This is a genomic window from Nonomuraea sp. NPDC049684, from assembly GCF_044465345.1.
GTDB lineage: Bacteria > Actinomycetota > Actinomycetes > Streptosporangiales > Streptosporangiaceae > Nonomuraea.
This window is the reverse complement of record NZ_JBITLO010000002.1, coordinates 281,370-301,673: the sequence shown is the minus strand read 5'-3', so window position 1 is coordinate 301,673 and position 20,304 is coordinate 281,370. Positions and strand designations below refer to the sequence as shown.

Genomic DNA, 20,304 nt, shown 5'->3' with positions numbered 1-20,304 from the left:
TGGCCATGCGCCTCGACCGGGTCGGCCAGCGTGATGGCGACGACCGTTCTTCGTGCGGCCGTCGCCATCACCCCGAACCGTGGCCCTCCCGGAGCCGAAGGCAGTCGAGCGCAGCCGAGCGGGGACGGCGTCAGGCGTCTTCGGCGGCCGCCGCCGCGACGACCTCCAGGACCTGGTCTCCGTATTTGGCGAGTTTGTTCTCCCCGACCCCGTTGACCCGGCTCAGCTCCGCCGGCGAGGACGGCGACAACGTGGCGATCTCCCGCAGCGTGGCGTCGTGGAAGATGACGTACGCGGGCACGCCCTGCTCCTTGGCGACCGCGCCCCGCCAGGCCCGCAGCCGCTCGAACAGCGCCGCCGCCTCGGCGGGCAGCTCGGCGGCCGGCTGGCCCTTCGCCCCGGAGGACCCGGACGACCCGGACGACGACCTGGACGACCGGGACGCCGGACGGGCCGAGTCGCGGCGCAACGGCACCTCCCGCTGCCCGCGCAGCACGTCGGCGCTGGCGTCGGTGAGCACCAGCGTGCCGTGGTCGGACTCCACCGCCAGCAGGCCCTGCGCCAGCAGTTGCCGCACCACGCCGTGCCACTCGGCGTTGCCCAGGTCGGTGCCCACGCCGAAGACGCTCAGCGAGTCGTGGCCGTGCTGGAGCACCTTGGCCGTCTTCTTGCCGAGCAGGATGTCGACCACCTGCCCGACGCCGAACTTCTGGCCGCGCTCCCGCTTCAGCCGCAGCACGGTGGACAGCACCTTCTGGGCGGCGATCGTGCCGTCCCAGGACTCGGGCGGGCTCTGGCAGGTGTCGCAGTTGCCGCAGGGCTCGGCGCCCTTCTGCCCGAAGTAGTCGAGCAGCATGACCCGGCGGCAGCCGACGGTCTCGCACAGCGCCAGCATGGCGTCGAGGTGGAGGACCTGGCGGCGGCGGTGGGCCTCGTCGCCCTCCAGGGCCATGCGCCGGTGCTGGACGACGTCTTGCAGGCCGTAGGCCATCCAGGCGGTCGCGGGCAGGCCGTCGCGCCCGGCGCGGCCGGTCTCCTGGTAGTAGCCCTCGACCGACTTGGGCAGGTCGAGGTGGGCGACGAAACGCACGTCGGGCTTGTCGATGCCCATGCCGAACGCGATGGTGGCCACCACGATCAGCCCGTCCTCGCGCAGGAAGCGGGACTGGTGGGCGGCACGGGTGCGGGCGTCGAGCCCCGCGTGGTAGGGCACCGCCGCGATGCCGTGGTCGGCCAGGAACGCGGCGATCTTCTCCACCGACGAGCGCGACAGGCAGTAGACGATGCCGGAGTCGCCCGGGTGCTCGGTGCGCAGGAAGTCGAGGAGCTGCCGCTTGGGGTCGCTCTTGGACGTGATGCGGTAGTGGATGTTGGGCCGGTCGAAGCCGGCCACGAAATGGCGGGCCTGGTCGAGGCCGAGCCGGGTGGAGATCTCGGCGTGGGTGGCGGGGGTGGCGGTGGCGGTCAGCGCGATGCGCGGCACCTGCGGCCAGCGCTCGCGCAGCTCCGACAGGGCGAGGTAGTCGGGGCGGAAGTCGTGGCCCCACTGCGCCACGCAGTGGGCCTCGTCGATGGCGAACAACGAGATCTCGCCCTTGGCCAGCAGCCGCATCGTGGCCTCGACGCGCAGCCGCTCGGGGGCGAGGTAGAGCAGGTCGAGCTCGCCGGCCAGGAACTCGGCCTCCACGAGCTGGCGCTCGTCGAAGTCTTGGGTGGAGTTGAGGAAACCGGCCCGCACGCCGAGCGCGCGCAGCGCGTCGACCTGGTCCTGCATGAGCGCGATCAGCGGCGAGACGACGACCCCCACTCCGGGGCGCACGAGCGCCGGGATCTGGTAGCACAGCGACTTGCCGCCGCCGGTGGGCATGAGCACCAGCGCGTCGCCGCCGCCGACGACGTGGTCGATGATCTCCTGCTGACCCGCCCTGAACGAGTCGTAACCGAAGACGCGGTGGAGAGCCTCGGTGGGGGTATCCATGCGGCTACCTTACGTGGTCGTCGGCCGACGTTCCGTCAGTTCCGCCGACGGCGGACCGCGGGTCTCAGGTCGGCTCGGCGGGCAACGCGGCCTGTCGCTCCGGCGCCCGCCCGTACCGATCGTAGGCCACCAGCGAGAGCGCTCCGAGCACGCAGGCCGCCGCCACCGAGGCCATCACCGCGGGGTATCCGGCGACCTGCGCCACCGCCGCCGACAGCAGCGGGGCCACGGCCTTGGCCACCGTGACGGGCAGGGCGAGCGCGCCGCTCAGCGTCGCGTACGCGGCCGTCCCGTACCTGTCGGCCAGCAGGGCGGGACGGGCGATCGTGGCCACCCCGAACCCCAGCCCGAACAGCACCACCCCGGCGACCGCCCCCGCCGCGCTGTCGCCCGCCAGCGGCAGCAGCAGCGCGGCCACCCCCTGGACGGCGAACATCGCCGCCGTGACCAGCGCCACCGGCCACCTGCTCTGGAGCCCCGTCGTGACCAGCCGCCCGGTCACCGACAGCACGCCGAGCAGCCCGGCCACGCTCGCCGCGAACAACGGCGGATGCCCGAGCGCGATCAGGTACGTCACCAGCAGCACCCCCATGACCGCCACCGCGCCCGTCTGGGCCAGGAAGGCGGCCACCAGCAGCCAGAACGGCCGTTCGCGCAGCGCGGAGCCGACGATCGCGCGGCGCCGGGCCGGCGGCGCGGACGCCCCTCGCCCCCGCACGGCCAGCGCGTGCAGCGGCACGGCCGTCAGCGCGTACCCGGCGGCCAGGACGACCAGCGCCTGCCGCCAGCCGTGCCGGTCCACGAGGAAGCCCGTCAGCGGCAGGAAGATGCTGGAGGCGAACCCGGCCACCACCGTCACGGCGAGCAGCGCGCGCGCCCGCCGGGCCGGATCGAAACCGGCGACGATCACCGCGAAGGCGGCCTCGTAGAGCACCATGGCCGAGGCGATCCCGAGCGCCGCGCACACCAGGTAGAGCTGCGTCACGGTGCGCACCTGCGACCAGGCGAGCACCGCGAGCCCGCCCAGCAGCGACCCGGCCGTCATCAGCGCGCGCCCGCCGTGCCGGTCGAGCCAGCGCCCGACGAAGGGCGCCACCAGCGCGGACACCAGCACCGACACCGTGATCGCGCCGGTGAGCTGGGCGACCCCGGTGCGCAGGTCGCGGGCCATCGGCGGGATGAACACCGAGAACGCGTAGTACAGCACGCCGTAGCCGGCCGTCTGCGTGATCGCGAGCGCCCCGACCACGCGGGCCGGCGACCTCGGACCGGGTATGGCGATCACGCATTGGTTCGTTCCCGTTCACCAGCCGGAAATACGGTGACAAGGGTCACTCCGGGACCGAGTAGCGTCGGACGCATGAGTCTTTCCTACGTGGTGACCGGCGGCGGGCGTGGCATCGGGAAGGCCGTGGTCCAGCGGCTCCTGGGGGAGAAGGACACCGTCGTCGTCATCGACCGCGACGGCGGCTCGCTGTCCTGGACCGGCCCCCGCGTCGTCCCCGTGGTGGGCGACGCGGCCGACGAGGAGCTGGTCGCCTGGGCCGCCGACCGGGCCGAGGAAGCCGGCACGCTGGCGGGCTGGGTCAACAACGCGGCGATCTTCCGCGACGCCTCCGTGCACGACGCCCCGATCGCGGAGGTCAGGCGGCTGATCGCGGCCAACCTGGACCTGGCGCTGGTGGGCTGCGCGGTCGCCGTCCGCCGCTTCCTCGCGGCGGGCACGCCGGGCGCGATCGTCAACGTCACCTCCCACCAGGCCACGCGGGCGGTGCCCGGCAGCCTGCCCTACGCCACCGCGAAGGCCGCGACCGAGGGCCTGACCAGGTCGCTGGCCGTCGAGTACGGCCGGTACGGCATCAGGGTCAACGCCGTCGCGCCCGGCTCGGTGGCCACCGAACGCTACGAGGACTTCCTGGCCTCCAGGACCGCGGACGAGGTGGTGGACGTCGAGCGCGAGATGGCCAGAGTGCACCCCCTGGGCCGGGTGGCCTTCCCCGCCGAGGTGGCCGCGGTCGTGGCGCACCTGCTCTCGCCGGACGCCTCGTTCGTCAACGGGGCGACGATCCCCGTGGACGGCGGCCGGACGGTCCTCGGGATGGACCCCGAAGCGAGGGAATGAAAACCATTGCCATCCGGTTGAGAGGGGCATGAAGAAGAACCTGCACCCCTCGTACCGTCCGGTCGTCTTCCGCGACCCGAGCGCCGGCTTCGCCCTCCTCACCCGCTCGACCCTGACGAGCGGCAGGACCGTCGAGTGGGAGGACGGCAGGACCTACCCGGTCGTGGACGTCGACGTGTCGTCGGCCAGCCACCCGTTCTACACCGGCCGCAGCCGCGTCCTCGACACCGAGGGCCGCGTCGAGCGCTTCAACCAGCGCTACGGCAAGAAATGACAGCCAAGGCTTGACCCGCCCCCGTCCGTTCCGCGCCTTCCGGCCGGAACGGCCGGGGGTCTCGGCATGTCACGCCAAGGAGGCGCCGGGCGGGCATGCTGGGGCTACCGGTGGGTACAAGGCTTTCACCGGCGTGGGAGCAATGGTGATCGCGATGGGTCTCTCTGGAAGGGAACGCCGCATCCTCGCTGAGATCGAGCAGGGCCTCGAACGGGACGATCCCGAGCTGGCCCGGCGCGTGGCGGCGATCAACAGGATCGAGTCCGACGGCATCGACTACCCGCAGGCCTACGGCGACCGGCTACGGGTGTGGGCGCTGACCCATGTCTGGATCATCTTCGGGGTGGCCGCCGCGGTGATCCTGCTGCTCCTGCTGGCCGTCCTCACCACCTGACCGAGCGCGCCCGCCACCTTACCCGCCGTGCCCGCCACCCGACCGGCCGTGCCCGCCACCTGGCGGACCGGCGCGCCGGCGTCTGAGCACCGCCAGGTCCACGGCGGCCACCACCGCCACCGCGGCGGCCAGGGCGGCCTCCCAGACCCACACCTGCTGACCCGTGGCCATCGCGCGGGTCACGAAGAAGACCGCCGCGGCCGCGGCGACGACCAGGGCGATCCACGACAGCACCCGCCTGGCGCGCAGCGGGCTGCGCGCCGTCACCGGCTCGGTGCCCGCGCGGTTGCGCAGCCACATCCCGCTCTCCCCTCAGGCCAGGCACCGCAGCGCGGCGGCGACCCGCGGGTCGAGCCCGTCGGTCGGCAGCCGTCCCACGGTGGCCTCCACGAACTCCGGGTACGACAGCGACGCGCTGCCCTGGTCGACGCTCACCCAGATCTGCTCGGCCGTCTGCTCCACCTGCGCCCTCGACTCCTGCTCGGCCAGCACGAACCGGCCGACGGCGACCCGCCACAACGTCCGGTCGTCGATCTCCTCCTCCGTCACCGGCGCGCCGACGTCGTCGGCGTGGGTGGCGTACTCGGAGTCGTAGTGGAAGGTCTGCAACCCCACCGGGTACGGGCCCGCCGTCGTGTCGATCAGCGCGTCGGGGCCGAGGGCGCGCATCCGCTCGCGCGTCTCGCCGTTCTTGGTGCGCCACTCCTGGAGCACCTCCTCGACGGGCACGTCGCGGCGCTGCCGTACGGACCACTCGTTGAAGTCGTTGAACCCGGTCACCCCCTCGGCGGCCACCCGGGTCAGCAGCTCCTGCACGGTGCCGTCGAGACAGGCGTGGTTGTACGCCTCCTCACCCGCCAGATGGGCCAGCACGTCGCGCACCGACCACCCGGCGCAGCGGGACGGACGCGCCCAGCCCGCCTCGTCGAGCCCGTCGAAGAACCGGTCGAGCCGGGCCGCCTCGGTGTCGAAGATGTCGAACGGGTCGAAGTCTCTGAGCAGCTCCTCAGCCATACATCCGGACGTACCCCTCAGGCCCCGACTTTCACTGCCAGTGACCCCAGTTCCGCCCTGGCCCGCTCGTACTCGGCGCGGCACGACGGGACGCGCTCGGCCGGCACCCAGCCGCCCTTGGCGATGCGGGCGTACCTGACGGGGTCGGCGCCGTACAGCAGGCAGGCGAACGTGGCGGAGGCGGCCGTCCCCGACAGATGGTCGGCGTGGGTGTGGGCGGCCAGCAGGTGGCGGGCCTCGGCGGCGGCCACCGCGTGGCCGCCGTCGCGTGCGGCGAGCGTCAGCGCGGCGAACCGGTCGGCCTGCGGCTCGCCGGCGGGCAGGCCGTTGAGCGCGGCCAGGGCGTGGCCGAGCTGGTGGTGGTAGAGGGCGGCCAGAGCGCCGTCCACGCGGGCGGCGGTGGTGCGCCGGTCGGCCTCCTCCGTCTCGGAGATGCCGGTGAGCGTACGGTCGATCTTGGCGACCAGCGAGTAGCAGATCGTGATCCGCCGCCGGTCGCCGTCCCAGGTGGCGCGGGGCGCGTCGCAGCCGCGGGCGACGACCTGGACGCCGCCGAGCCGGGTGCGCAGCACGCCGCTGTCCTTCAGGAGCTTCCTGGCGTGCTGCTCGCGGGCCGTGCCGGCGGGCTCGTAACGGACGGAAGGGGCCGCCCCCAGCGTGCTCGTCAGGCTCAGGACGAGGGCGATCAGGGGGTGGGGCATATGGGGGCTCCTGTCGGATCGGCGCTGGGTCCGCGAGGCGGCGGGCCGCCTCCCTTGCAAATGGGACAGTCCATGCGGCGATCGGCTGATCGATAAACCTCTCCGGTGAAAAGAATCCGGAAATGCCGGAGGCCCGGCTCCCACCAGGGGAACCGGGCCTCGGCGATCAATCAGTGGTGGTGCCAGGAGCGGTAGACCTTGACGTAGTCGCGACGGCTCTCGGAGCTGTTGAGCTCGTCGTCACCCTCGAAGACGGCCTTGAACGTGCCGCTCTTCCAGGCGCGGGTCTTGGTGGCGAACTTGCCGCCCCAGGAGGTCTTGGCCGAGGCGACCCACTTCCAGCCGCTGGAGCCGTTGGCGCGGTAGTAGACGCTCACCTTCTCGCCGCGCAGACCCTCCCAGCCTTCGTCATCGACCTGAAGGCGACCGGAGAAGTAGATCGAGCGGCCCTGGCGGACCTTGTAGGGGTCGGCCGTGAAGCGCGTGATGCGGGTGTCGGCCTTGCCCTTCTGGATCTCGACGTTGAAGAACGCGGAGTCGGTGGCGACCTGCTTGTTGTCCTTGTCGAAGGCCACGGCGGTGGCCTTCCACTTGCCGGCGAAGTCGCCCTCGTTGAACGGGACGGCGAAGCGCCAGCCCTCGAGGTCCTTGACGTCCTTGGCACGGAAGGTGCGGACGTCGCCCTCCGGCGACACGCTCAGCGTGACCTTCTGGACGTCGGAGCTGGCCCCGATGTCGAAGTACGCGGTGGTCTCGCTGCCGGCCTTCACCACGACCGGGTTGGGGGTGATGTCACGGATCTTGAGTTCGGTGGCGTGCTTGGTCGCGGTGGCGGAGGCGGCGCCCGCGCCGGAAACCAACATGGCCCCGCCGACGAAGGCGGTGATGATTCCTACTGCGATCTTTCTCATGAGGGTGCTGATTCCTCTCCCCGTATCGACTCGAAGCCGGCGCCGGGGCGCGCCGGCTTCCTCTACTACTTTGAGGCACGAGTTGGGGAAAAGGTTCGCTAAAGATACAGAAAATATTTGATCACGGTCCTAACCAGGACTTATGCGAAAAAATCATTCGGCGTAGTCGTGACCAACTACAGTCTGGCTCATGACCGACGTCTACGCGCTGGGAGAGCCGCTCGGGGTGGTCTCCAGCGGCCGGGTGCGGCACGAGAACGAGGCCAGGCTGGACGTCTGCGGCCCCGAGTTCACCTTGGTGATCGCCCTGTCCAGACTGGGCCATCGGTGCGCGTACGCCGCCCGCGTGGGGGACGACGAGCTGGGCGCCAGGGCGCTGACCGTGCTCAAGGGCGAGGGCGTGGACGTCGAGGACGTGCGGGTGGTCGAAGGGGCGCGTACCGGGATGGTGCTCAGGGAGGTGCGCGTCGGCCGCGAGCCGGTGACCGCCCAGTACCGCACCCGCTCGGCCGGGTCCCGGCTGTCGCCCGGCAACGTGCCGATGGACCGGGTGGGCGCCGCCAAGATGCTGCACGTGAGCGGCGTCACGGCGGCCCTGAGCAGGGACGCGCTCGACGCCGTGCACGCCGCCATGAGCGCGGCGCGGACGGCCGGGGTGATGATCTCGTTCTCCGTCCACTACGTGCCCGAGCTGTGGCCCTCGGTCCGGGAGGCCGAGGAGGTGCTCGGCGAGCTGGCCTGCCAGTCCCACCTGCTCTTCCTCGCCCAGGACGAGCTGGACCTGGTCAAGCCCGCTCTCACCCCCGAGCGCGAGGTCGTGGTGGACCGGGGCGTCAAGGGCGCCAGCGTGCGCGCCGACCGCATGCGTTACGACGTGGCCGTCCCGCAGGTGCCCGTCGTGGACATGGCGGGCGCGGGCGAGGCGTTCGCGGCCGGTTACATCAGCGCCGCGCTCGACGGCCTGACGCCGCAGGAACGGCTGCACCGGGGCGCGCTGCTGAGCGCGGCGGCGATGACGAGCGTGAGCGACTGGCAGGGTTTGCCGTCGAGGGCGGAGCTGTGACGCAGAATTTCGCAACGGCTTGACGTGATTGCGCAAACATTTGACTGGCGATTGTCGTGCGGCACCCCGCATTTCCTCCGGCGGATGCGCCGAAATCGTCGGGAAGGCCGTCCTGGGCGGGAGTGGGAAGGGCCGGCCGCGGCTACGTAAGTGATCGCAAGCGCTTGCGCGGCAGGCCGTATAGTTTGCGCATGACGCGACGACTCGCAGAGGTGGCGAAGAAGGTCGGGGTGAGCGAGGCGACGGTCAGCCGCGTGCTCAACGGCAAGCCGGGGGTCTCCGACGCCACCCGCGAGGCCGTGCTGACCGCGCTCGACGTGCTCGGCTACGAACGTCCCACCCAGTTGCGCGGCGACCGGGCCCGGCTGGTCGGCCTGGTGCTGCCCGAGCTGCAGAACCCGATCTTCCCCGCCTTCGCCGAGGTCGTCGGCGGCGCGCTGGCCCAGCAGGGGTTCACCTCGGTGCTCTGCACCCGCACGGTCGGCGGCGTCTCCGAGGCCGACTACGTCGATCTGCTGCTCCAGCAGCAGGTCAGCGGCGTGGTCTTCGCCGGCGGCCTCTACGCCCAGGCCGACGCCTCGCACGACCACTACGAGCTGCTGCACGAGCGCAAGCTGCCGACCGTCCTGGTCAACGCGGCCGTCGAGCGGCTGGACTTCCCGCAGGTCTCCTGCGACGACGTGGTGGCCGCCGAGATGGCCCTGTCCCACCTGCGCGCGCTCGGCCACGAACGCGTCGGCATGGTGCTCGGCCCGAAGGACCACATGCCCTCCCGGCGCAAGCTGGAGACGTTCCAGGCCCGGGGCGGCGACCCGCGGCTCGTCGAGCACACGATGTTCTCCCTGGAAGGCGGGCACGCGGCCGCGTCCAGGCTGGTCAAGCAGGGCGTGACCGGCGTGATCTGCGCCAGCGACCTGCTCGCGCTCGGCACGGTCAGGGCGGCCAGGCGGGCCGGTCTCGACGTGCCGGGCGACGTCTCGGTCATCGGCTTCGACGACTCGGCGCTGATGAACTGCACCGAGCCGCCGCTGACCACGGTCCGCCAGCCGATCGACGCGATGGGCCGGGCCGCCGTCGACCTGCTGGTGGCCCAGATCGACAAGGCCGTGGTGCCCGCCGACGAGCTGCTGTTCGAGCCGGAGCTGGTGGTCAGGGCCTCGACGGCGCGGGCTCGCGGCTGACCGGAGCCGCCGCGACCGTCCTTGGTCACGGCGTCAACGTCCCGTACATTCGGGCGAATGTTGCCGCGTTGTGCCTGGCCAGAGGCCGGGTCCTGCACGTGCGCTTCGTGCACGGGGGAGCGGCGGACCCGCGCGAGCTGACGCTGTTCGAACGGGCCGGCGCGCTGTTCAAGGCGGTCGGCGACCGGCGCGGGGAGGGGGAGTCGGCGTTCTGGGAGGGCTGTTACCACCAGGTCGTCGAAGGCGATCTCGACCGCGCGCTGCCCCTCTTCCGGCGCGCCGGGAACTGGCCGCGGAGGCGGGCGACCTGGCCACGCTCGCCGAGGTGCTCAGGCACCAGGGGATCGCGGCCCACCGGTCCGGGCGGCCCACCGGTCCGGGCGGCTCGACGAGGCCCGCGCCCTGGCCGAGTCGTGCGGCGCCGACCGCGTCGCCGCCCACGTCGAGGAGGCCCGCGCCACCATCCCGGCCTGACCCGGCCTGACCTCGATCGCTCCCGCGTCACGCGCACAGGCAGCGGACGAACTCCCGCACCAGCGCGCGCACCGACGGCCTGCGGTCGCCGCGCCGCCAGACGATGGCCAGCCTGCTCGGCGGCAGCCCGGTCACCGGCCGCGCCACCACGTCGTCGCGCCGGTAGAGCTCGGCGTTCCCGGCCGAGACCAGCGCGACGGCCCGCCCGGACGCCACCACCTCGAACGCCTCCTCCGCCGTCTCCGCCTCCGCCCCGACCAGCGCCGGGCCGGTGCGCCGGTCGGCGGCCAGCCAGAAGTCCCGCATCGGCCCCGCCGTGCGCGGCAGCGCGACGAACGGCTCGCCGGCCAGCTCGGCCAACTCGACCTCCGCCCGCCCGGCCAGCCGGTGTCCGGCGGGCAGCGCCACCCAGCGCTCCTCGGTGCTCACCACCGTCCAGTCGTAGGCGCCGTCGCCGGGGACGGGCAGCCAGGCGACCGCGACGTCCACCTGCCCGTCGCCCAGCCCCACGGTCGGGTCGCCCCAGGTGATCTGGCGGAAGCGCAACTCCCATCCCGGCAGCGCCTCCACGATGGACGGCACCAGCCCCCGCCCGATCCGCGTCTGGAACCCCACGGTCAGCGTGCGCTCCTCGCGCGCCGCGTCCACCGCGCGCCGCGCGCCCTCCCACTGCTCGATGATCTGCCGGGCCAGCGGCAGCAGCGCGGCCCCGGCGGCGGTCAGCGCGACGGTCCGCCGGTCGCGGTCGAACAGCCTGGCCCGCATGGACAGCTCAAGCTGCCTGATCTGCCTGCTCAGCGAGGGCTGGGAGATGAACAGCCGCTCGGTGGCCGCCCGCGTGAAGCTCAACTCCTCCGCGACCGTCACGAAATACCGCAGATCCCGGATATGGGCATCCATAGCAAGAAGCTATAACAGCCGGTCTTGGACGCCCACGACGTCCCCGCCGCACGATGGGGCTCCACCGATGAAGGAGCACGCAATGAGTGAGTTCGCAGGCAAGACCGCGCTGGTCACGGGGGCCTCGCGCGGCATCGGACGGGCCGTGGCGCGCCGCCTGGCCGCCGGCGGCGCCCGCGTGATCGTCCATTACGCCACCAACGACGACCTGGCCAAGGAGACGGTCGCCGAGATCGAGCACGCCGGCGGGCAGGCGTACGCGGTCAAGGCCGCCTTCGAGGACGGCGTGGACGCCCTGTTCGACGGCCTGCGCGACGACCGGCTGGACATCGTGGTGAACAACGCCGCCATCCTGGGCGGAGTGCTGAACTCGGTCACGCCCGAGCAGTTCGACCGGGTGTTCGCGGTGAACGTGCGGGCGCCGTACTTCGTCATCGAACGGGCGCTGCCGCTGCTGAACGACGGCGGCCGGATCATCAACGTGTCCTCGGCGGTCGTGCGCATCGCGCTGCCCGACGTCGTCTACTCGATGACCAAGGGCGCGCTGGACACGCTCGGCTTCACCCTGGCCCCGCTGCTCGGCCCGCGCGGCATCACCGTGAACACCGTCTCCCCGGGCGTCACCGAGACCGACATGAACGCCTGGCTGCGCGAGGACCACGACGGCGTCGCCGAGCGGCGCGTCACCGAGGTCACCGCGCTCGGCCGCATCGGCCGTCCCGAGGACATCGCCGAGGCCGTGGCGCTGCTGGCGCGGCCGGAGGCGCGGTGGATCACCGGCCACGTGCTCGACGCCACCGGCGGCTACTTCCTCGGCCCGGCGCAGGGCGTCGTGCCGGTCTGAGAACGGGCCTGGGAACGGGCCTGGGAACAGGCATGGGAACGGGCCTGGGAACGGGCGGTCAGCGGGCGCGGCCGGTGGGGTCGCGCAGCCAGCCGTCGAGGACAGCACGGGCGGCGGCCCGCTCCTCGGGGAAGCGCCGCGCCCTGACCAGCGTCCACAGGACGGCCTGCAGCGCCCGTGCCTCGGCGAACACCGCCAGGTCAGGGTCGCCGGGATCGGCCCCGTAGGCGCGCACGGCCGCGCGGCCGTCGAGCCGCACGGTGCCCAGCAGGCAGGCCAGGTCCCAGCCCACGGGCCCGTACGTGGTCTCCTCGAAGTCGTTCCACAGCAGGCCGGCGGGCGTGACCAGCAGGTTGCCCGGATGGGCGTCGCCGTGCACGGCCTGCCCTCCCACCGGCAGCCGGGCCGCCAGACCGGCGCGGGCCTGCGCGAGCCGGGCCGACACCGCCGGCTCCAGGTCGGCCGAGAGCACCCGGAGCAGGTGCGCGGGCTCGTCGAGGACCGGCCCGAGGCGCGGCAGCTCGCCGGGATAGCCGCGCAGCGCCTCGTGCAGCTCGCGCAGCGCCCGCCCGAACACCTCGGGCGTCACCGGCCGCGCCCCGTGGTGCTCGACGTGCCGCCAGTACGACACCAGCGCCCCGCCGCGCTCGTGCACCCGCGCGGGCAGCAGGTCGCTCGGCGGCACGACCGGCGCACCCCGCTCGTGCAGGAACGACACCACCGCCAGCTCCCGGCGCATCGCCTCCTCGGGCCGCAGCCGGGCCAGGGCGGTGACCGTGGGCACCCGCGCCACGACCGGCGCGGGCCGCAGATGGATGCGCAGGTTGTAGGAGTCCTTCAGCACGACGGGCTCGCGCACCGTGACGCCGTGCTCCTCGGCCACCGCGACGGCGGCGGCCACGGCCTCGCCGGCGGAGATCACCCGGGTAGCTGCGGCGGGCTCAGGCCGACTCACGGACCACCAGCTCGGTCGGCAGGATCACCGGCTCCCGCGAGCCGCCCTCGAACAGGCCGAGCAGCAGCCCGACCATGGCCGCCGCCTGCTCGGCGATCGGATGGCGCAGCGTGGTCAGCGGCGGCTCGGTGTACTTGGCCGCCTCGATGTCGTCGAACCCCACCACCGCGACGTCGTCGGGCACCCGCCGGCCGGCCTGGCGCAGCGCCTGCAGCGCGCCGACCGCCATCAGGTCGTTGCCCACGAACACGGCGTCGAGCGCGGGGTCGTCGCCGAGGAGCTGGCGCATCGCGATCGCGCCCGACTCCCGGGTGAAGTCGCCCACGGCCACGATCGAGCGGCGGTCGGAGTCGCGCAGCACGTTGCGGTAGCCGGTCAGGCGGTCCTGGCCGGCGATCATGTCCTGCGGGCCGGCGATGGTGGCGATCCTGCGCCGCCCGGACTCGACCAGGTGCCGCACGCCCGCCTCGGCCCCGCCCACGTTGTCGTTGTCGACGAACGGGATGTCGACCGGCACGGCCGGCCGCCCGTAGGAGACCACCGGCACCCGCAGGCGCGACAGCGCGGCCGGCAGCGGGTCGGCGCCGTGCATGGAGATCAGCATGACGCCGTCGACGTGACCGCCCGAGATGTACCGCTCCACCCGGGCGTGGCTCTTGGGCGAGGACGCCAGCATCAGCACGACCTGCTTGTTGACCGCCTCCAGCTCGTAGCTGGCCGACCTGATCGCCGTGGAGAACATCGGGTCCTCGGAGAAGACCCGGGTGCCCGGCTCGCTGACGACCAGGGCGATCGAGTCGGTGCGCTGGGTGACCAGGCTGCGCGCCGCCGAGTTGGGGATGTAGCCCAGCTCGTCGATGGCGCGCTGCACGGCGTCGCGGATGTGCGGCGCGACGGTCGTCTGGTTGTTGACGACCCTGGAGGCGGTCGCGCGGGAGACGCCCGCGCGGGCGGCGACCGCCTCCAGCGTCGGGCGTCTCATGACTGCACCAAGAGGGAGAGCACGGAAAAAATCTACAGGCCGTTCCTGCTGATGACGTCGCGGTACCACAGGGCGCTGTCCTTGGGCACCCGGGTCTGCGTCGCGTAGTCCACGTGCACGATGCCGAACCTGCGCCGGTAGCCCTCGGCCCACTCGAAGTTGTCCAGCAGCGACCACACCAGGTAACCGCGCAGGTCGGCGCCCGCCTCGACGGCCCGGTGCAGCTCGCGCAGGTGCCCGTCCAGGTACGCCACGCGCTCGTCGTCGTGCACCCGGCCGTCCTCGACCAGGTCGTCGAAGGCCGCGCCGTTCTCGGTGACCATGAGCCCGACCTGCGGATAGTCCTTCGAGAGCCGGACGAGCAGCCGGGACAGGCCGTCGGGCACGATCGGCCAGCCCATCGCGGTGACCGGGGCGTCGGCCGTGGTGAAGCGCACGCCGTCGGAGCCCGGCCAGGCGGCGTCGGCGGGCAGCCCCGGGCCCGACTCGACCACGCACGGGTTGTAGTAGTTGACGCCGACCAGGTCGATCGGCGCGTTGATCAGCTCCAGGTCGCCGTCGTGGACGTGCGCCGTCCCGCCGTTGCGCGCCGCCGCCGCGAGGACCTCCTCCGGGTACCTGCCGTGGATCGCCGGGTCGAGGAACTGCCTGGTCAGCAGGGCGTGGACGCGTTCGGCGGCGGCCGCGTCCGCCTCGCCGGCGACCGCCGTGGGGTCGTTGACCTGGGCCGGGGTGAGCACCGGCGCGGAGTTGACCACGAGCATGATGCTGCGCGCCCCCGCCGCCCGCAGCCGGCGCGCCGCCAGGCCGTGGCCGAGCAGCAGGTGGTGAGCCGCGCGCATGGCCTGGCCGGGGTCGCGGCGGCCGGGCGCGTGCACGCCGTTGCCGTAGCCGAGGAAGGCCGACACCCAGGGCTCGTTGAGCGTCGCCCAGTGGGTCACCCGGTCGCCGAGCCGGTCGTGCACGGCCTGGGCGTAGTCGGCGAAACGGTAGGCCGTGTCGCGGTTCGTCCAGCCGCCGTGGTCTTCGAGTGCTTGGGGAAGGTCCCAGTGATAAAGCGTGACATAGGGCGAAATTTCGGCGGCTAGTAGTTCATCTACGAGCTTGTCGTAGAAGGCGAGGCCGCGCGGGTTGATCGGCCCCGCACCCTCCGGCTGCACGCGCGGCCAGGCCACCGAGAACCGGTAGGCCCGCAGCCGCAGCTCGCGCATCAGCGCGACGTCGTCCTGGTAGCGGTGGTAGTGGTCGCAGGCCACGTCACCGGTGTCGCCGCCGGCGACCTTCCCGGGGGTGTGGGAGAAGGTGTCCCAGATCGACCGGCCGCGCCCGTCCTCCTTGACCGCCCCCTCGATCTGGTAGGAGGCCGTGGCCGCTCCCCAGACGAATTCCGCGGGAAACTTCATCCCTTAACAGCTCCTTGCATGATTCCACCGATGATTTGCCTGCCGAACAGGGCGAAGACCGCCACGAGCGGCAGGACGCCGACCGCCGTGCCCGCCAGCCCCAGCACGTAGTCGTTGACGTAACCGCTGGCCAGCGTGGACAGAGCCACCTGGACGGTCGGGTTGTCCGGGTTCAGCACGACCAGCGGCCAGAAGTAGTCGTTCCACGCCGACATGAACGTCAGCATGCCGAGCACGGCCGCCGCCGGCCGCGCGGCGGGCAGCACGACGTGCCAGAACAGGCCCCACGTCGTGCACCCGTCCACCCGCCCGGCCTCCAGCAGCTCGTCCGGCAGCGCCCGGGTCAGGTACTGGGTCATGAAGAACACCCCGAACGCGTTGACCAGCGCCGGCACGATCAGCGCGTAGTCCGTGCCGGTCCACTCCAGTTTCACCATGAGCAGGTAGAGCGGGATGATGCCGAGCTGGGCCGGGACCATCATGGTGGCCACGGTGATCACCAGCATGGCGTTCCTGCCCCGGAACCTCAGCTTGGCGAAGGCGAACCCGGCCAGCGTCGAGAAGAACATCACCGCGACCGCGATCGAGCCCGCCACGATGACCGAGTTCAGCAGCGCCAGCCCGAAGGGCACGGTGTCGAACACGCGGGCGACGTTGGCGAAGAAGTTCCCGCCGGGCAGCAGCGGCGGCGGGACCTCGGCCAGCGCCGAGTTGTGCCGCGAGGCAACCACGACGCTGTAGTAGAGCGGGAAGGCGGAGAAGAAGGCGACCGCGACGAGGGTCAGGTAGCGCAGTCTCATGTCGTGCCGCCCTTCACCCGCCGGCTGATCAGGAAGTTGATCCCGGCGGCGACCACCACGACCAGGAACATCAGCCATGACGCCGCCGAGGCGTACCCGAAGTCGAACTTGGTGAAGCCCTGCTCGTAGACGAACAGCGCGAGCGTCTGGTACTGGCGGTCCGGGCCGCCGCTGGCCGCGCCGCCGCCCGCGCCGCTGCTCTGGCCGAACAGCAGGGGCTCGGCGATGATCTGCATCGCGCCGATCGTGGAGACGATGACGACGAAGATGATCGTGGGCCGGATCATCGGGATGGTGATCCGGCGCAGCTGGGTGAAGCTGCTCGCGCCGTCGAGGGTGGCGGCCTCGTACAGCTCGCGCGGTACGGCCTGCATGGCGGCCAGGAAGATGAGCGCGTTGTAGCCGGTCCAGCGCCACATGATCATCACGGAGAGCGCGATGTGCGAGGTCGCGGTGCCGGCCGCCCAGTCGATCTTCCCGATGCCGACCCATGACAGCACCCAGTTGATCAGCCCGAAGTCGCGGCCGAAGAGCTGGCTGAAGATCACCACCACGGCCACCACGCTGGTGACGTTGGGCAGCAGCATCGAGATGCGCAGCAGCGTCTGGAAGCGCAGCCGCCGGTTCAGCAGGTGGGCCAGCCAGACGGCCAGCAGGAGCTGCGGCACGGTGGACAGCACGCCGATGGACAGCGTGTTGAAGGTGGCGTTCCAGAAGTAGCCGTCGGCCAGCAGCGTCTGGAAGTTCTTCGCGCCGACGAACGTGTGCTCCTCCGACAGCAGGGTCCAGTCGTGCAGGCTGACCCAGGCCGTGTAGATCAGCGGGAACAGCCCGAAGGCGCAGAAGAGCAGGAAGAAGGGGGCGACGTAGGCGTACGGCGACACCCTCACGTCGAGGGTGTGCCGCACGCCACGCCGCCGGTGCCGGGTCGGCGCCGACAGCGGGAGCGTACTCATTTGATCTTCTGGACGTCCTGGAGGACCTGTGCCCACGCCTCGTCGGGCGTCTGCTTGCCCTGCTCGACCCGGCCGAGCCCGTTGCCGATCGCCACCCGGACGTCGGCCTCCTTGGGGCCTAGGTGCTGCGGCTTGAGCGCCTTGGCGGCGTCGGAGTAGATCTTGCCGATGGGGGCGTCGCCGAAGAACGGCTTGGTGAAGTTCTGGATCGAGGGGTCGTCGTACAGCGACGGGATCGACGGGAACGTGCCCTCCTCCTTGAACACCTTGGCCTGGTTCTCCTTGGAGGTCAGGAAGTCGATCAGCTCGGCCGCCTCCTTGGGGTGCTTGCTCTGCTTGGGCACCATGAGATGCGAGCCGCCGCTGTTGCCCGAACCGCCCGGCACGGTCGCGATGTCCCACTTGCCGGAGGCGTCCTTGGCCTGCTCCTGGATGAACCCGGTCATCCAGGCCGGGCAGATGATCGTGGCGAACGAGCCCTTGGCGAAGCCGGTGTTCCACGGCGGGGTGAAGGCGGCCAGCTTGGCGGTCAGGCCCTCCTGGGTGAGCTGGTTGGACAGGTCCCACGCCTTCTTCACGTCGGGGTTGCTGTCCACGATGATCTTGTCCTGGGCGTCGTACAGGCCGACCGGGGCCTGGTTGACCATGGCGCGGAAGATCTCGCCGGGGGAGTCGACGAACTTGGCGCCGGCGACGTCCGCGGCGCCGAACTTCTTACCGGTCTCGATGTACTGCTCCCAGGTCGGCCAGAGAGCGCTCACCGCGGCCCGGTCGCTCGGCAGCCCGGCCTTCTTGAACAGGTCCTTGCGGTAGCACATGGCCAGGCCGCCGACGTCGGTGCCGAGGCCGAGGAGCTGCTGCCCGTCCTTGCTGAGGCCCTGCTGCCACTTCCAGTCGAGGTAGTCGCCCTGGCGCTTGTCCAGCCCGTACTGCTTGAGGTCGACGAACTTGTCGGGCTGGGAGGTGAACGTGCTGATGTAGCCCACCTCGACGGCCTCGACGTCACCCGCGCCGGCGTTCGTGGCCAGGCGCTTGACCAGGTTGTTGTGGTGGTCGTTGAACTGGGTGACAGCTTCGGTGATCTCGATGTTCGGGTGGGTCTTCTTGTATTCCTCGTAGAGCGGCTTGAAGCCGAAGTCGCCGAAGAGCCCGATGGACAGCTTGATCTTCTCGCCGGGCTTGGCGCTCGCCTCGGTGGTGGGGCCGCCGCCGCCACCGCAGGCGGTCGCCAGCGCGAGCAGGGACGCGGTGAGCACGGGCAGGGCGAGCCGCCGGACACGAGGGGTCATGGAAACCCTCCTGGGGGGAGCTTGGGGGCAGGTGAGAGAGCGCTCTCTCGCCAGATTCGCGGCCGTCACGCCGCCCTGTCAACGGGGTCCGCATAACGATCGGCGTTACCAAGAGAGCGCGTTCAGGGCCGGTCCCGGAGTGGTTGGGGTAGGGTGCTGCAACGTCTCCGACCGGATCGAGGAGCAGCCCGCCTTGACGAGCGACCTTCCGCCCGAGACCCTGCCGGTTCCCCGTCCCGGCGCGGCCGTCACGCCCGTCGTCACCCGGCTCGACGACGAGCACGACGCGGTCACGTTCCTGTGGCGCGGCCCCGCCCGCGAGGTGCGCGTCCTGGCCGGCCGGCTGCGTCCCGACGGCGACGACGCCCTGCTGGAGCGCGAACCGGGCCTGTGGAGCCGTACCTTCCGCGTGCGGCACGGCTGGCGCGCCTCCTACCGCCTCCAGGTTGACGGCGCGCAGCTCGCCGACCCGCTCAACCCCCGCCTGTGGCGGGGCTGCTCGATCGCCGAGACGACCCCGTCGTCACCGTGGCTGGTCCCCGGCCGGCGCCGCCACCGGCTCGTGCGCGAGCGCGCCGGGTTCCGGTACGAGCCCGTCCTCCCGCCGGCCGGCTCGCTGGTCGCGCTCGACGGCGAGGAGTGGACCGGCGACCTGCCCGTCATCCTCGACAACCTCATCGCGGCCGGCCGCATCCCGCCGGTGCGGGCCTGGCTGGTCGAGTCGGGCCCCGAGCGCGCGGCCCGGCTCACCTGCGACCCTGCCTTCGTGGACGCCCTGCCCCACGACGGCCGCACCGTGATCGCCGGCCAGAGCCTCGGCGGGCTCACCGCCGTCTACGCCGCCCACCGGCATCCCGGCAGGTTCGCGGCGGCGGTGTCGCAGTCGGGCTCGTTCTGGTGGCCGGACGGCCCCGAGTCCGAATGGCTGACGGGCGAGCTGGCCAGGGGCCCGGCGCCGCGCGTGCACCTCCAGCTCGGCAGCCTGGAGGACGACGACATGCACGGCCCGACCGAGCGGCTGCGGGCCGTCCTCGGCGCGGCGGCGGACTACCGGGAGTTCGAGGGCGGCCACGACCGCTACTGCTGGCGCGACCGCCTGGGGGACGCCCTGATCGCCGCCTTCGCCGGGCTCCCGGGCGCTACGACCGGCGGCTGAGCACGCGGCCCACCATGCGGGCGTACATGCGGCCGGGGCTCGGCGCCTCGGTCAGGAAGCCGGGCAGCATCGGCAGCTCGACGGCGAAGGGGGCCAGCCGCTCGTACAGGTCGTCGGCGTCGGCCGGACGGTTCTCCGGCTGCTTCTCCAGCAGCTCGGCCAGGAGCGCGCCCAGCTCGTCGGGCAGCCCGGGGATGGCCGGAGGGCGCTCCTTGACCTGCTGCTCGAACACCACGTAGTCGGTCGGCCCGGTGAAGAGCTGCCGCCCGGTCAGCATCTCGTGCAGGACGCAGCCGAGGGAGTACAGGTCGCTGCGCGGCTCGGCCACGCCGTGCTGGATCTGCTCGGGGGCCATGTACGCCGGCGTGCCGAGGATCTGGCCGATGCGGGTGAAGGTGGTGACGTCGGCGTCCCGCAGCAGCGCGAGCCCGAAGTCGAGCACCTTGACGCTGCCGTCGGGGCAGAGCATGAGGTTGGTCGGCTTGAGGTCGCGGTGGCAGATCGCCAGGGCGTGGGCCGCCGACAGCACCGCGCACGCCTGGGCCGCGATGGCCGCCGCCCACGGCACCGGCAGCGGGCCGTGCTCGCTGACCACGTCGGCCACGGTGACGCCCTCGATGAACTGCATCACCTGGTAGAGCCGCTGCTCGTGGGTGCCGAAGTCGTAGAGCACGGGCGCGCCCGGGTGCTCCAGCCTGGCCAGGATGCGCGCCTCACGGATGAAGCGGCGTTCCAGCTCGTGGTCGGGGCCGCTCGGCAGCCTGAGCAGCTTCACCGCCACCCTGCGGTCGAGGTGGCGGTCGTGGCCCGCGTAGACCGCGCCCATCCCGCCCTGCCCTAGGGGGAGGTCGTCGAGCTCATAGCGGTCGCCGATGACCATTCGCCCCTCCACGCAGCCTTTCGGGAA

Annotated in this window: 21 protein-coding genes; 7 read left to right on the top strand and 14 right to left on the bottom strand. The window is 72.0% G+C overall.

Features of this window, described 5'->3' with window-relative positions; genetic code table 11:
• Positions 1-130 precede the first annotated feature (130 nt).
• Both recQ and ACIBST_RS07160 read right to left on the bottom strand, forming a co-directional pair.
• Positions 131-1,978 carry a DNA helicase RecQ gene (gene recQ / locus ACIBST_RS07165; RefSeq protein ID WP_397169815.1) on the bottom strand — a complete coding sequence of 616 codons (1,848 nt, stop codon included), beginning with the start codon at positions 1,976-1,978 and terminating at the stop codon, positions 131-133.
• Positions 1,979-2,042: 64 nt separating this feature from the next.
• The gene (locus ACIBST_RS07160; RefSeq protein ID WP_397169813.1) at positions 2,043-3,263 is read right to left on the bottom strand and encodes an MFS transporter; all 1,221 of its coding nucleotides are present in this window, start codon (positions 3,261-3,263) and stop codon (positions 2,043-2,045) included.
• Between the two features lie 75 nt (positions 3,264-3,338).
• Between ACIBST_RS07160 and ACIBST_RS07155 the strand changes: the two genes are divergently transcribed.
• The 3 genes from ACIBST_RS07155 to ACIBST_RS07145 all read left to right on the top strand — a co-directional run bounded on the left by ACIBST_RS07155 (position 3,339) and on the right by ACIBST_RS07145 (position 4,768).
• Positions 3,339-4,100, top strand: a complete 762-nt coding sequence (locus tag ACIBST_RS07155) for an SDR family NAD(P)-dependent oxidoreductase (protein WP_397169811.1) — start codon at positions 3,339-3,341, stop codon at positions 4,098-4,100.
• Between the two features lie 28 nt (positions 4,101-4,128).
• Entirely contained in the window at positions 4,129-4,374 is a 246-nt protein-coding gene (locus ACIBST_RS07150; RefSeq protein ID WP_358283284.1) for a type B 50S ribosomal protein L31, read from the top strand.
• Positions 4,375-4,528: 154 nt separating this feature from the next.
• Complete coding sequence (locus ACIBST_RS07145; RefSeq protein WP_357970963.1) at positions 4,529-4,768, top strand: DUF3040 domain-containing protein; 240 nt, start codon at positions 4,529-4,531, stop codon at positions 4,766-4,768.
• An 18-nt stretch (positions 4,769-4,786) separates the two neighbouring features.
• On the opposite strand, the gene ACIBST_RS07140 is transcribed toward ACIBST_RS07145, so the two are convergent.
• From ACIBST_RS07140 to ACIBST_RS07125, 4 genes are all read right to left on the bottom strand, one after another.
• Positions 4,787-5,068, bottom strand: a complete 282-nt coding sequence (locus tag ACIBST_RS07140; protein WP_397169809.1) for a DUF6343 family protein — start codon at positions 5,066-5,068, stop codon at positions 4,787-4,789.
• A gap of 12 nt (positions 5,069-5,080) precedes the next feature.
• Positions 5,081-5,782, bottom strand: a complete 702-nt coding sequence (locus ACIBST_RS07135; RefSeq protein ID WP_397169807.1) for a maleylpyruvate isomerase family mycothiol-dependent enzyme — start codon at positions 5,780-5,782, stop codon at positions 5,081-5,083.
• 17 nt (positions 5,783-5,799) lie between these two features.
• The gene (locus ACIBST_RS07130; RefSeq protein ID WP_397169805.1) at positions 5,800-6,483 is read right to left on the bottom strand and encodes a DUF4344 domain-containing metallopeptidase; all 684 of its coding nucleotides are present in this window, start codon (positions 6,481-6,483) and stop codon (positions 5,800-5,802) included.
• Positions 6,484-6,653: 170 nt separating this feature from the next.
• Positions 6,654-7,394, bottom strand: coding sequence for a hypothetical protein (locus tag ACIBST_RS07125; RefSeq protein ID WP_397169803.1), 741 nt, complete (start codon positions 7,392-7,394; stop codon positions 6,654-6,656).
• Between the two features lie 190 nt (positions 7,395-7,584).
• Between ACIBST_RS07125 and ACIBST_RS07120 the strand changes: the two genes are divergently transcribed.
• Entirely contained in the window at positions 7,585-8,457 is an 873-nt protein-coding gene (locus ACIBST_RS07120) for a PfkB family carbohydrate kinase (RefSeq protein WP_397169801.1), read from the top strand.
• 191 nt (positions 8,458-8,648) lie between these two features.
• Positions 8,649-9,638 (top strand): LacI family DNA-binding transcriptional regulator, encoded by a 990-nt coding sequence (locus tag ACIBST_RS07115; RefSeq protein WP_352320092.1) that lies wholly within the window; start codon positions 8,649-8,651, stop codon positions 9,636-9,638.
• Between the two features lie 501 nt (positions 9,639-10,139).
• Here ACIBST_RS07115 and ACIBST_RS07110 read toward each other — a convergent pair.
• Positions 10,140-11,012 carry a LysR family transcriptional regulator gene (locus ACIBST_RS07110; RefSeq protein ID WP_397169799.1) on the bottom strand — a complete coding sequence of 291 codons (873 nt, stop codon included), beginning with the start codon at positions 11,010-11,012 and terminating at the stop codon, positions 10,140-10,142.
• 82 nt (positions 11,013-11,094) lie between these two features.
• Between ACIBST_RS07110 and ACIBST_RS07105 the strand changes: the two genes are divergently transcribed.
• Positions 11,095-11,856 (top strand): SDR family oxidoreductase, encoded by a 762-nt coding sequence (locus ACIBST_RS07105; RefSeq protein WP_397169797.1) that lies wholly within the window; start codon positions 11,095-11,097, stop codon positions 11,854-11,856.
• Between the two features lie 58 nt (positions 11,857-11,914).
• Here the strand turns inward: ACIBST_RS07105 and ACIBST_RS07100 are convergent, their stop codons facing one another.
• The 6 genes from ACIBST_RS07100 to ACIBST_RS07075 are packed head-to-tail and all read right to left on the bottom strand — an operon-like array spanning position 11,915 to position 18,241.
• Positions 11,915-12,811, bottom strand: a complete 897-nt coding sequence (locus ACIBST_RS07100) for an aminoglycoside phosphotransferase family protein (protein WP_397169795.1) — start codon at positions 12,809-12,811, stop codon at positions 11,915-11,917.
• A complete protein-coding gene (locus ACIBST_RS07095) occupies positions 12,798-13,793 on the bottom strand; it encodes a LacI family DNA-binding transcriptional regulator (protein ID WP_397169794.1) in 996 nt (331 codons plus the stop codon). Before ACIBST_RS07095 ends, ACIBST_RS07100 begins: the two co-directional genes overlap by 14 nt.
• Before the next feature lie 32 nt (positions 13,794-13,825).
• Positions 13,826-15,196 (bottom strand): GH1 family beta-glucosidase, encoded by a 1,371-nt coding sequence (locus tag ACIBST_RS07090; RefSeq protein ID WP_397169792.1) that lies wholly within the window; start codon positions 15,194-15,196, stop codon positions 13,826-13,828.
• The gene (locus tag ACIBST_RS07085) at positions 15,193-15,996 is read right to left on the bottom strand and encodes a carbohydrate ABC transporter permease (RefSeq protein WP_397169790.1); all 804 of its coding nucleotides are present in this window, start codon (positions 15,994-15,996) and stop codon (positions 15,193-15,195) included. Before ACIBST_RS07085 ends, ACIBST_RS07090 begins: the two co-directional genes overlap by 4 nt.
• The gene (locus ACIBST_RS07080) at positions 15,993-16,952 is read right to left on the bottom strand and encodes a carbohydrate ABC transporter permease (protein WP_397169788.1); all 960 of its coding nucleotides are present in this window, start codon (positions 16,950-16,952) and stop codon (positions 15,993-15,995) included. The genes ACIBST_RS07085 and ACIBST_RS07080 overlap by 4 nt, the downstream gene beginning before the upstream one ends.
• The gene (locus ACIBST_RS07075; RefSeq protein WP_397169786.1) at positions 16,949-18,241 is read right to left on the bottom strand and encodes an extracellular solute-binding protein; all 1,293 of its coding nucleotides are present in this window, start codon (positions 18,239-18,241) and stop codon (positions 16,949-16,951) included. Before ACIBST_RS07075 ends, ACIBST_RS07080 begins: the two co-directional genes overlap by 4 nt.
• Positions 18,242-18,434: 193 nt before the next feature.
• On the opposite strand from ACIBST_RS07075, the gene ACIBST_RS07070 reads away from it, so the two are divergent.
• Entirely contained in the window at positions 18,435-19,397 is a 963-nt protein-coding gene (locus ACIBST_RS07070; RefSeq protein ID WP_397169784.1) for an alpha/beta hydrolase-fold protein, read from the top strand.
• On the opposite strand, the gene ACIBST_RS07065 is transcribed toward ACIBST_RS07070, so the two are convergent.
• Positions 19,381-20,277, bottom strand: a complete 897-nt coding sequence (locus ACIBST_RS07065) for a serine/threonine-protein kinase (protein WP_397169783.1) — start codon at positions 20,275-20,277, stop codon at positions 19,381-19,383. The two genes, ACIBST_RS07070 and ACIBST_RS07065, sit on opposite strands and share 17 nt — an antisense overlap.
• Between the last annotated feature and the right edge of the window lie 27 nt (positions 20,278-20,304).

Coding starts and splice junctions, on each gene's coding strand:
- ACIBST_RS07105 (WP_397169797.1), top strand. CDS start 11,095: ATGAGTGAGTTCGCAGGCAAGACCGCGCTGGTCACGGGGGCCTCGCGC.
- ACIBST_RS07135 (WP_397169807.1), bottom strand. CDS start 5,782: ATGGCTGAGGAGCTGCTCAGAGACTTCGACCCGTTCGACATCTTCGAC.
- ACIBST_RS07130 (WP_397169805.1), bottom strand. CDS start 6,483: ATGCCCCACCCCCTGATCGCCCTCGTCCTGAGCCTGACGAGCACGCTG.
- ACIBST_RS07125 (WP_397169803.1), bottom strand. CDS start 7,394: ATGAGAAAGATCGCAGTAGGAATCATCACCGCCTTCGTCGGCGGGGCC.
- ACIBST_RS07085 (WP_397169790.1), bottom strand. CDS start 15,996: ATGAGACTGCGCTACCTGACCCTCGTCGCGGTCGCCTTCTTCTCCGCC.
- ACIBST_RS07080 (WP_397169788.1), bottom strand. CDS start 16,952: ATGAGTACGCTCCCGCTGTCGGCGCCGACCCGGCACCGGCGGCGTGGC.
- ACIBST_RS07155 (WP_397169811.1), top strand. CDS start 3,339: ATGAGTCTTTCCTACGTGGTGACCGGCGGCGGGCGTGGCATCGGGAAG.
- ACIBST_RS07095 (WP_397169794.1), bottom strand. CDS start 13,793: ATGAGACGCCCGACGCTGGAGGCGGTCGCCGCCCGCGCGGGCGTCTCC.
- ACIBST_RS07140 (WP_397169809.1), bottom strand. CDS start 5,068: ATGTGGCTGCGCAACCGCGCGGGCACCGAGCCGGTGACGGCGCGCAGC.
- ACIBST_RS07150 (WP_358283284.1), top strand. CDS start 4,129: ATGAAGAAGAACCTGCACCCCTCGTACCGTCCGGTCGTCTTCCGCGAC.
- recQ (WP_397169815.1), bottom strand. CDS start 1,978: ATGGATACCCCCACCGAGGCTCTCCACCGCGTCTTCGGTTACGACTCG.
- ACIBST_RS07075 (WP_397169786.1), bottom strand. CDS start 18,241: ATGACCCCTCGTGTCCGGCGGCTCGCCCTGCCCGTGCTCACCGCGTCC.
- ACIBST_RS07110 (WP_397169799.1), bottom strand. CDS start 11,012: ATGGATGCCCATATCCGGGATCTGCGGTATTTCGTGACGGTCGCGGAG.
- ACIBST_RS07120 (WP_397169801.1), top strand. CDS start 7,585: ATGACCGACGTCTACGCGCTGGGAGAGCCGCTCGGGGTGGTCTCCAGC.
- ACIBST_RS07145 (WP_357970963.1), top strand. CDS start 4,529: ATGGGTCTCTCTGGAAGGGAACGCCGCATCCTCGCTGAGATCGAGCAG.
- ACIBST_RS07090 (WP_397169792.1), bottom strand. CDS start 15,196: ATGAAGTTTCCCGCGGAATTCGTCTGGGGAGCGGCCACGGCCTCCTAC.
- ACIBST_RS07065 (WP_397169783.1), bottom strand. CDS start 20,277: ATGGTCATCGGCGACCGCTATGAGCTCGACGACCTCCCCCTAGGGCAG.
- ACIBST_RS07115 (WP_352320092.1), top strand. CDS start 8,649: ATGACGCGACGACTCGCAGAGGTGGCGAAGAAGGTCGGGGTGAGCGAG.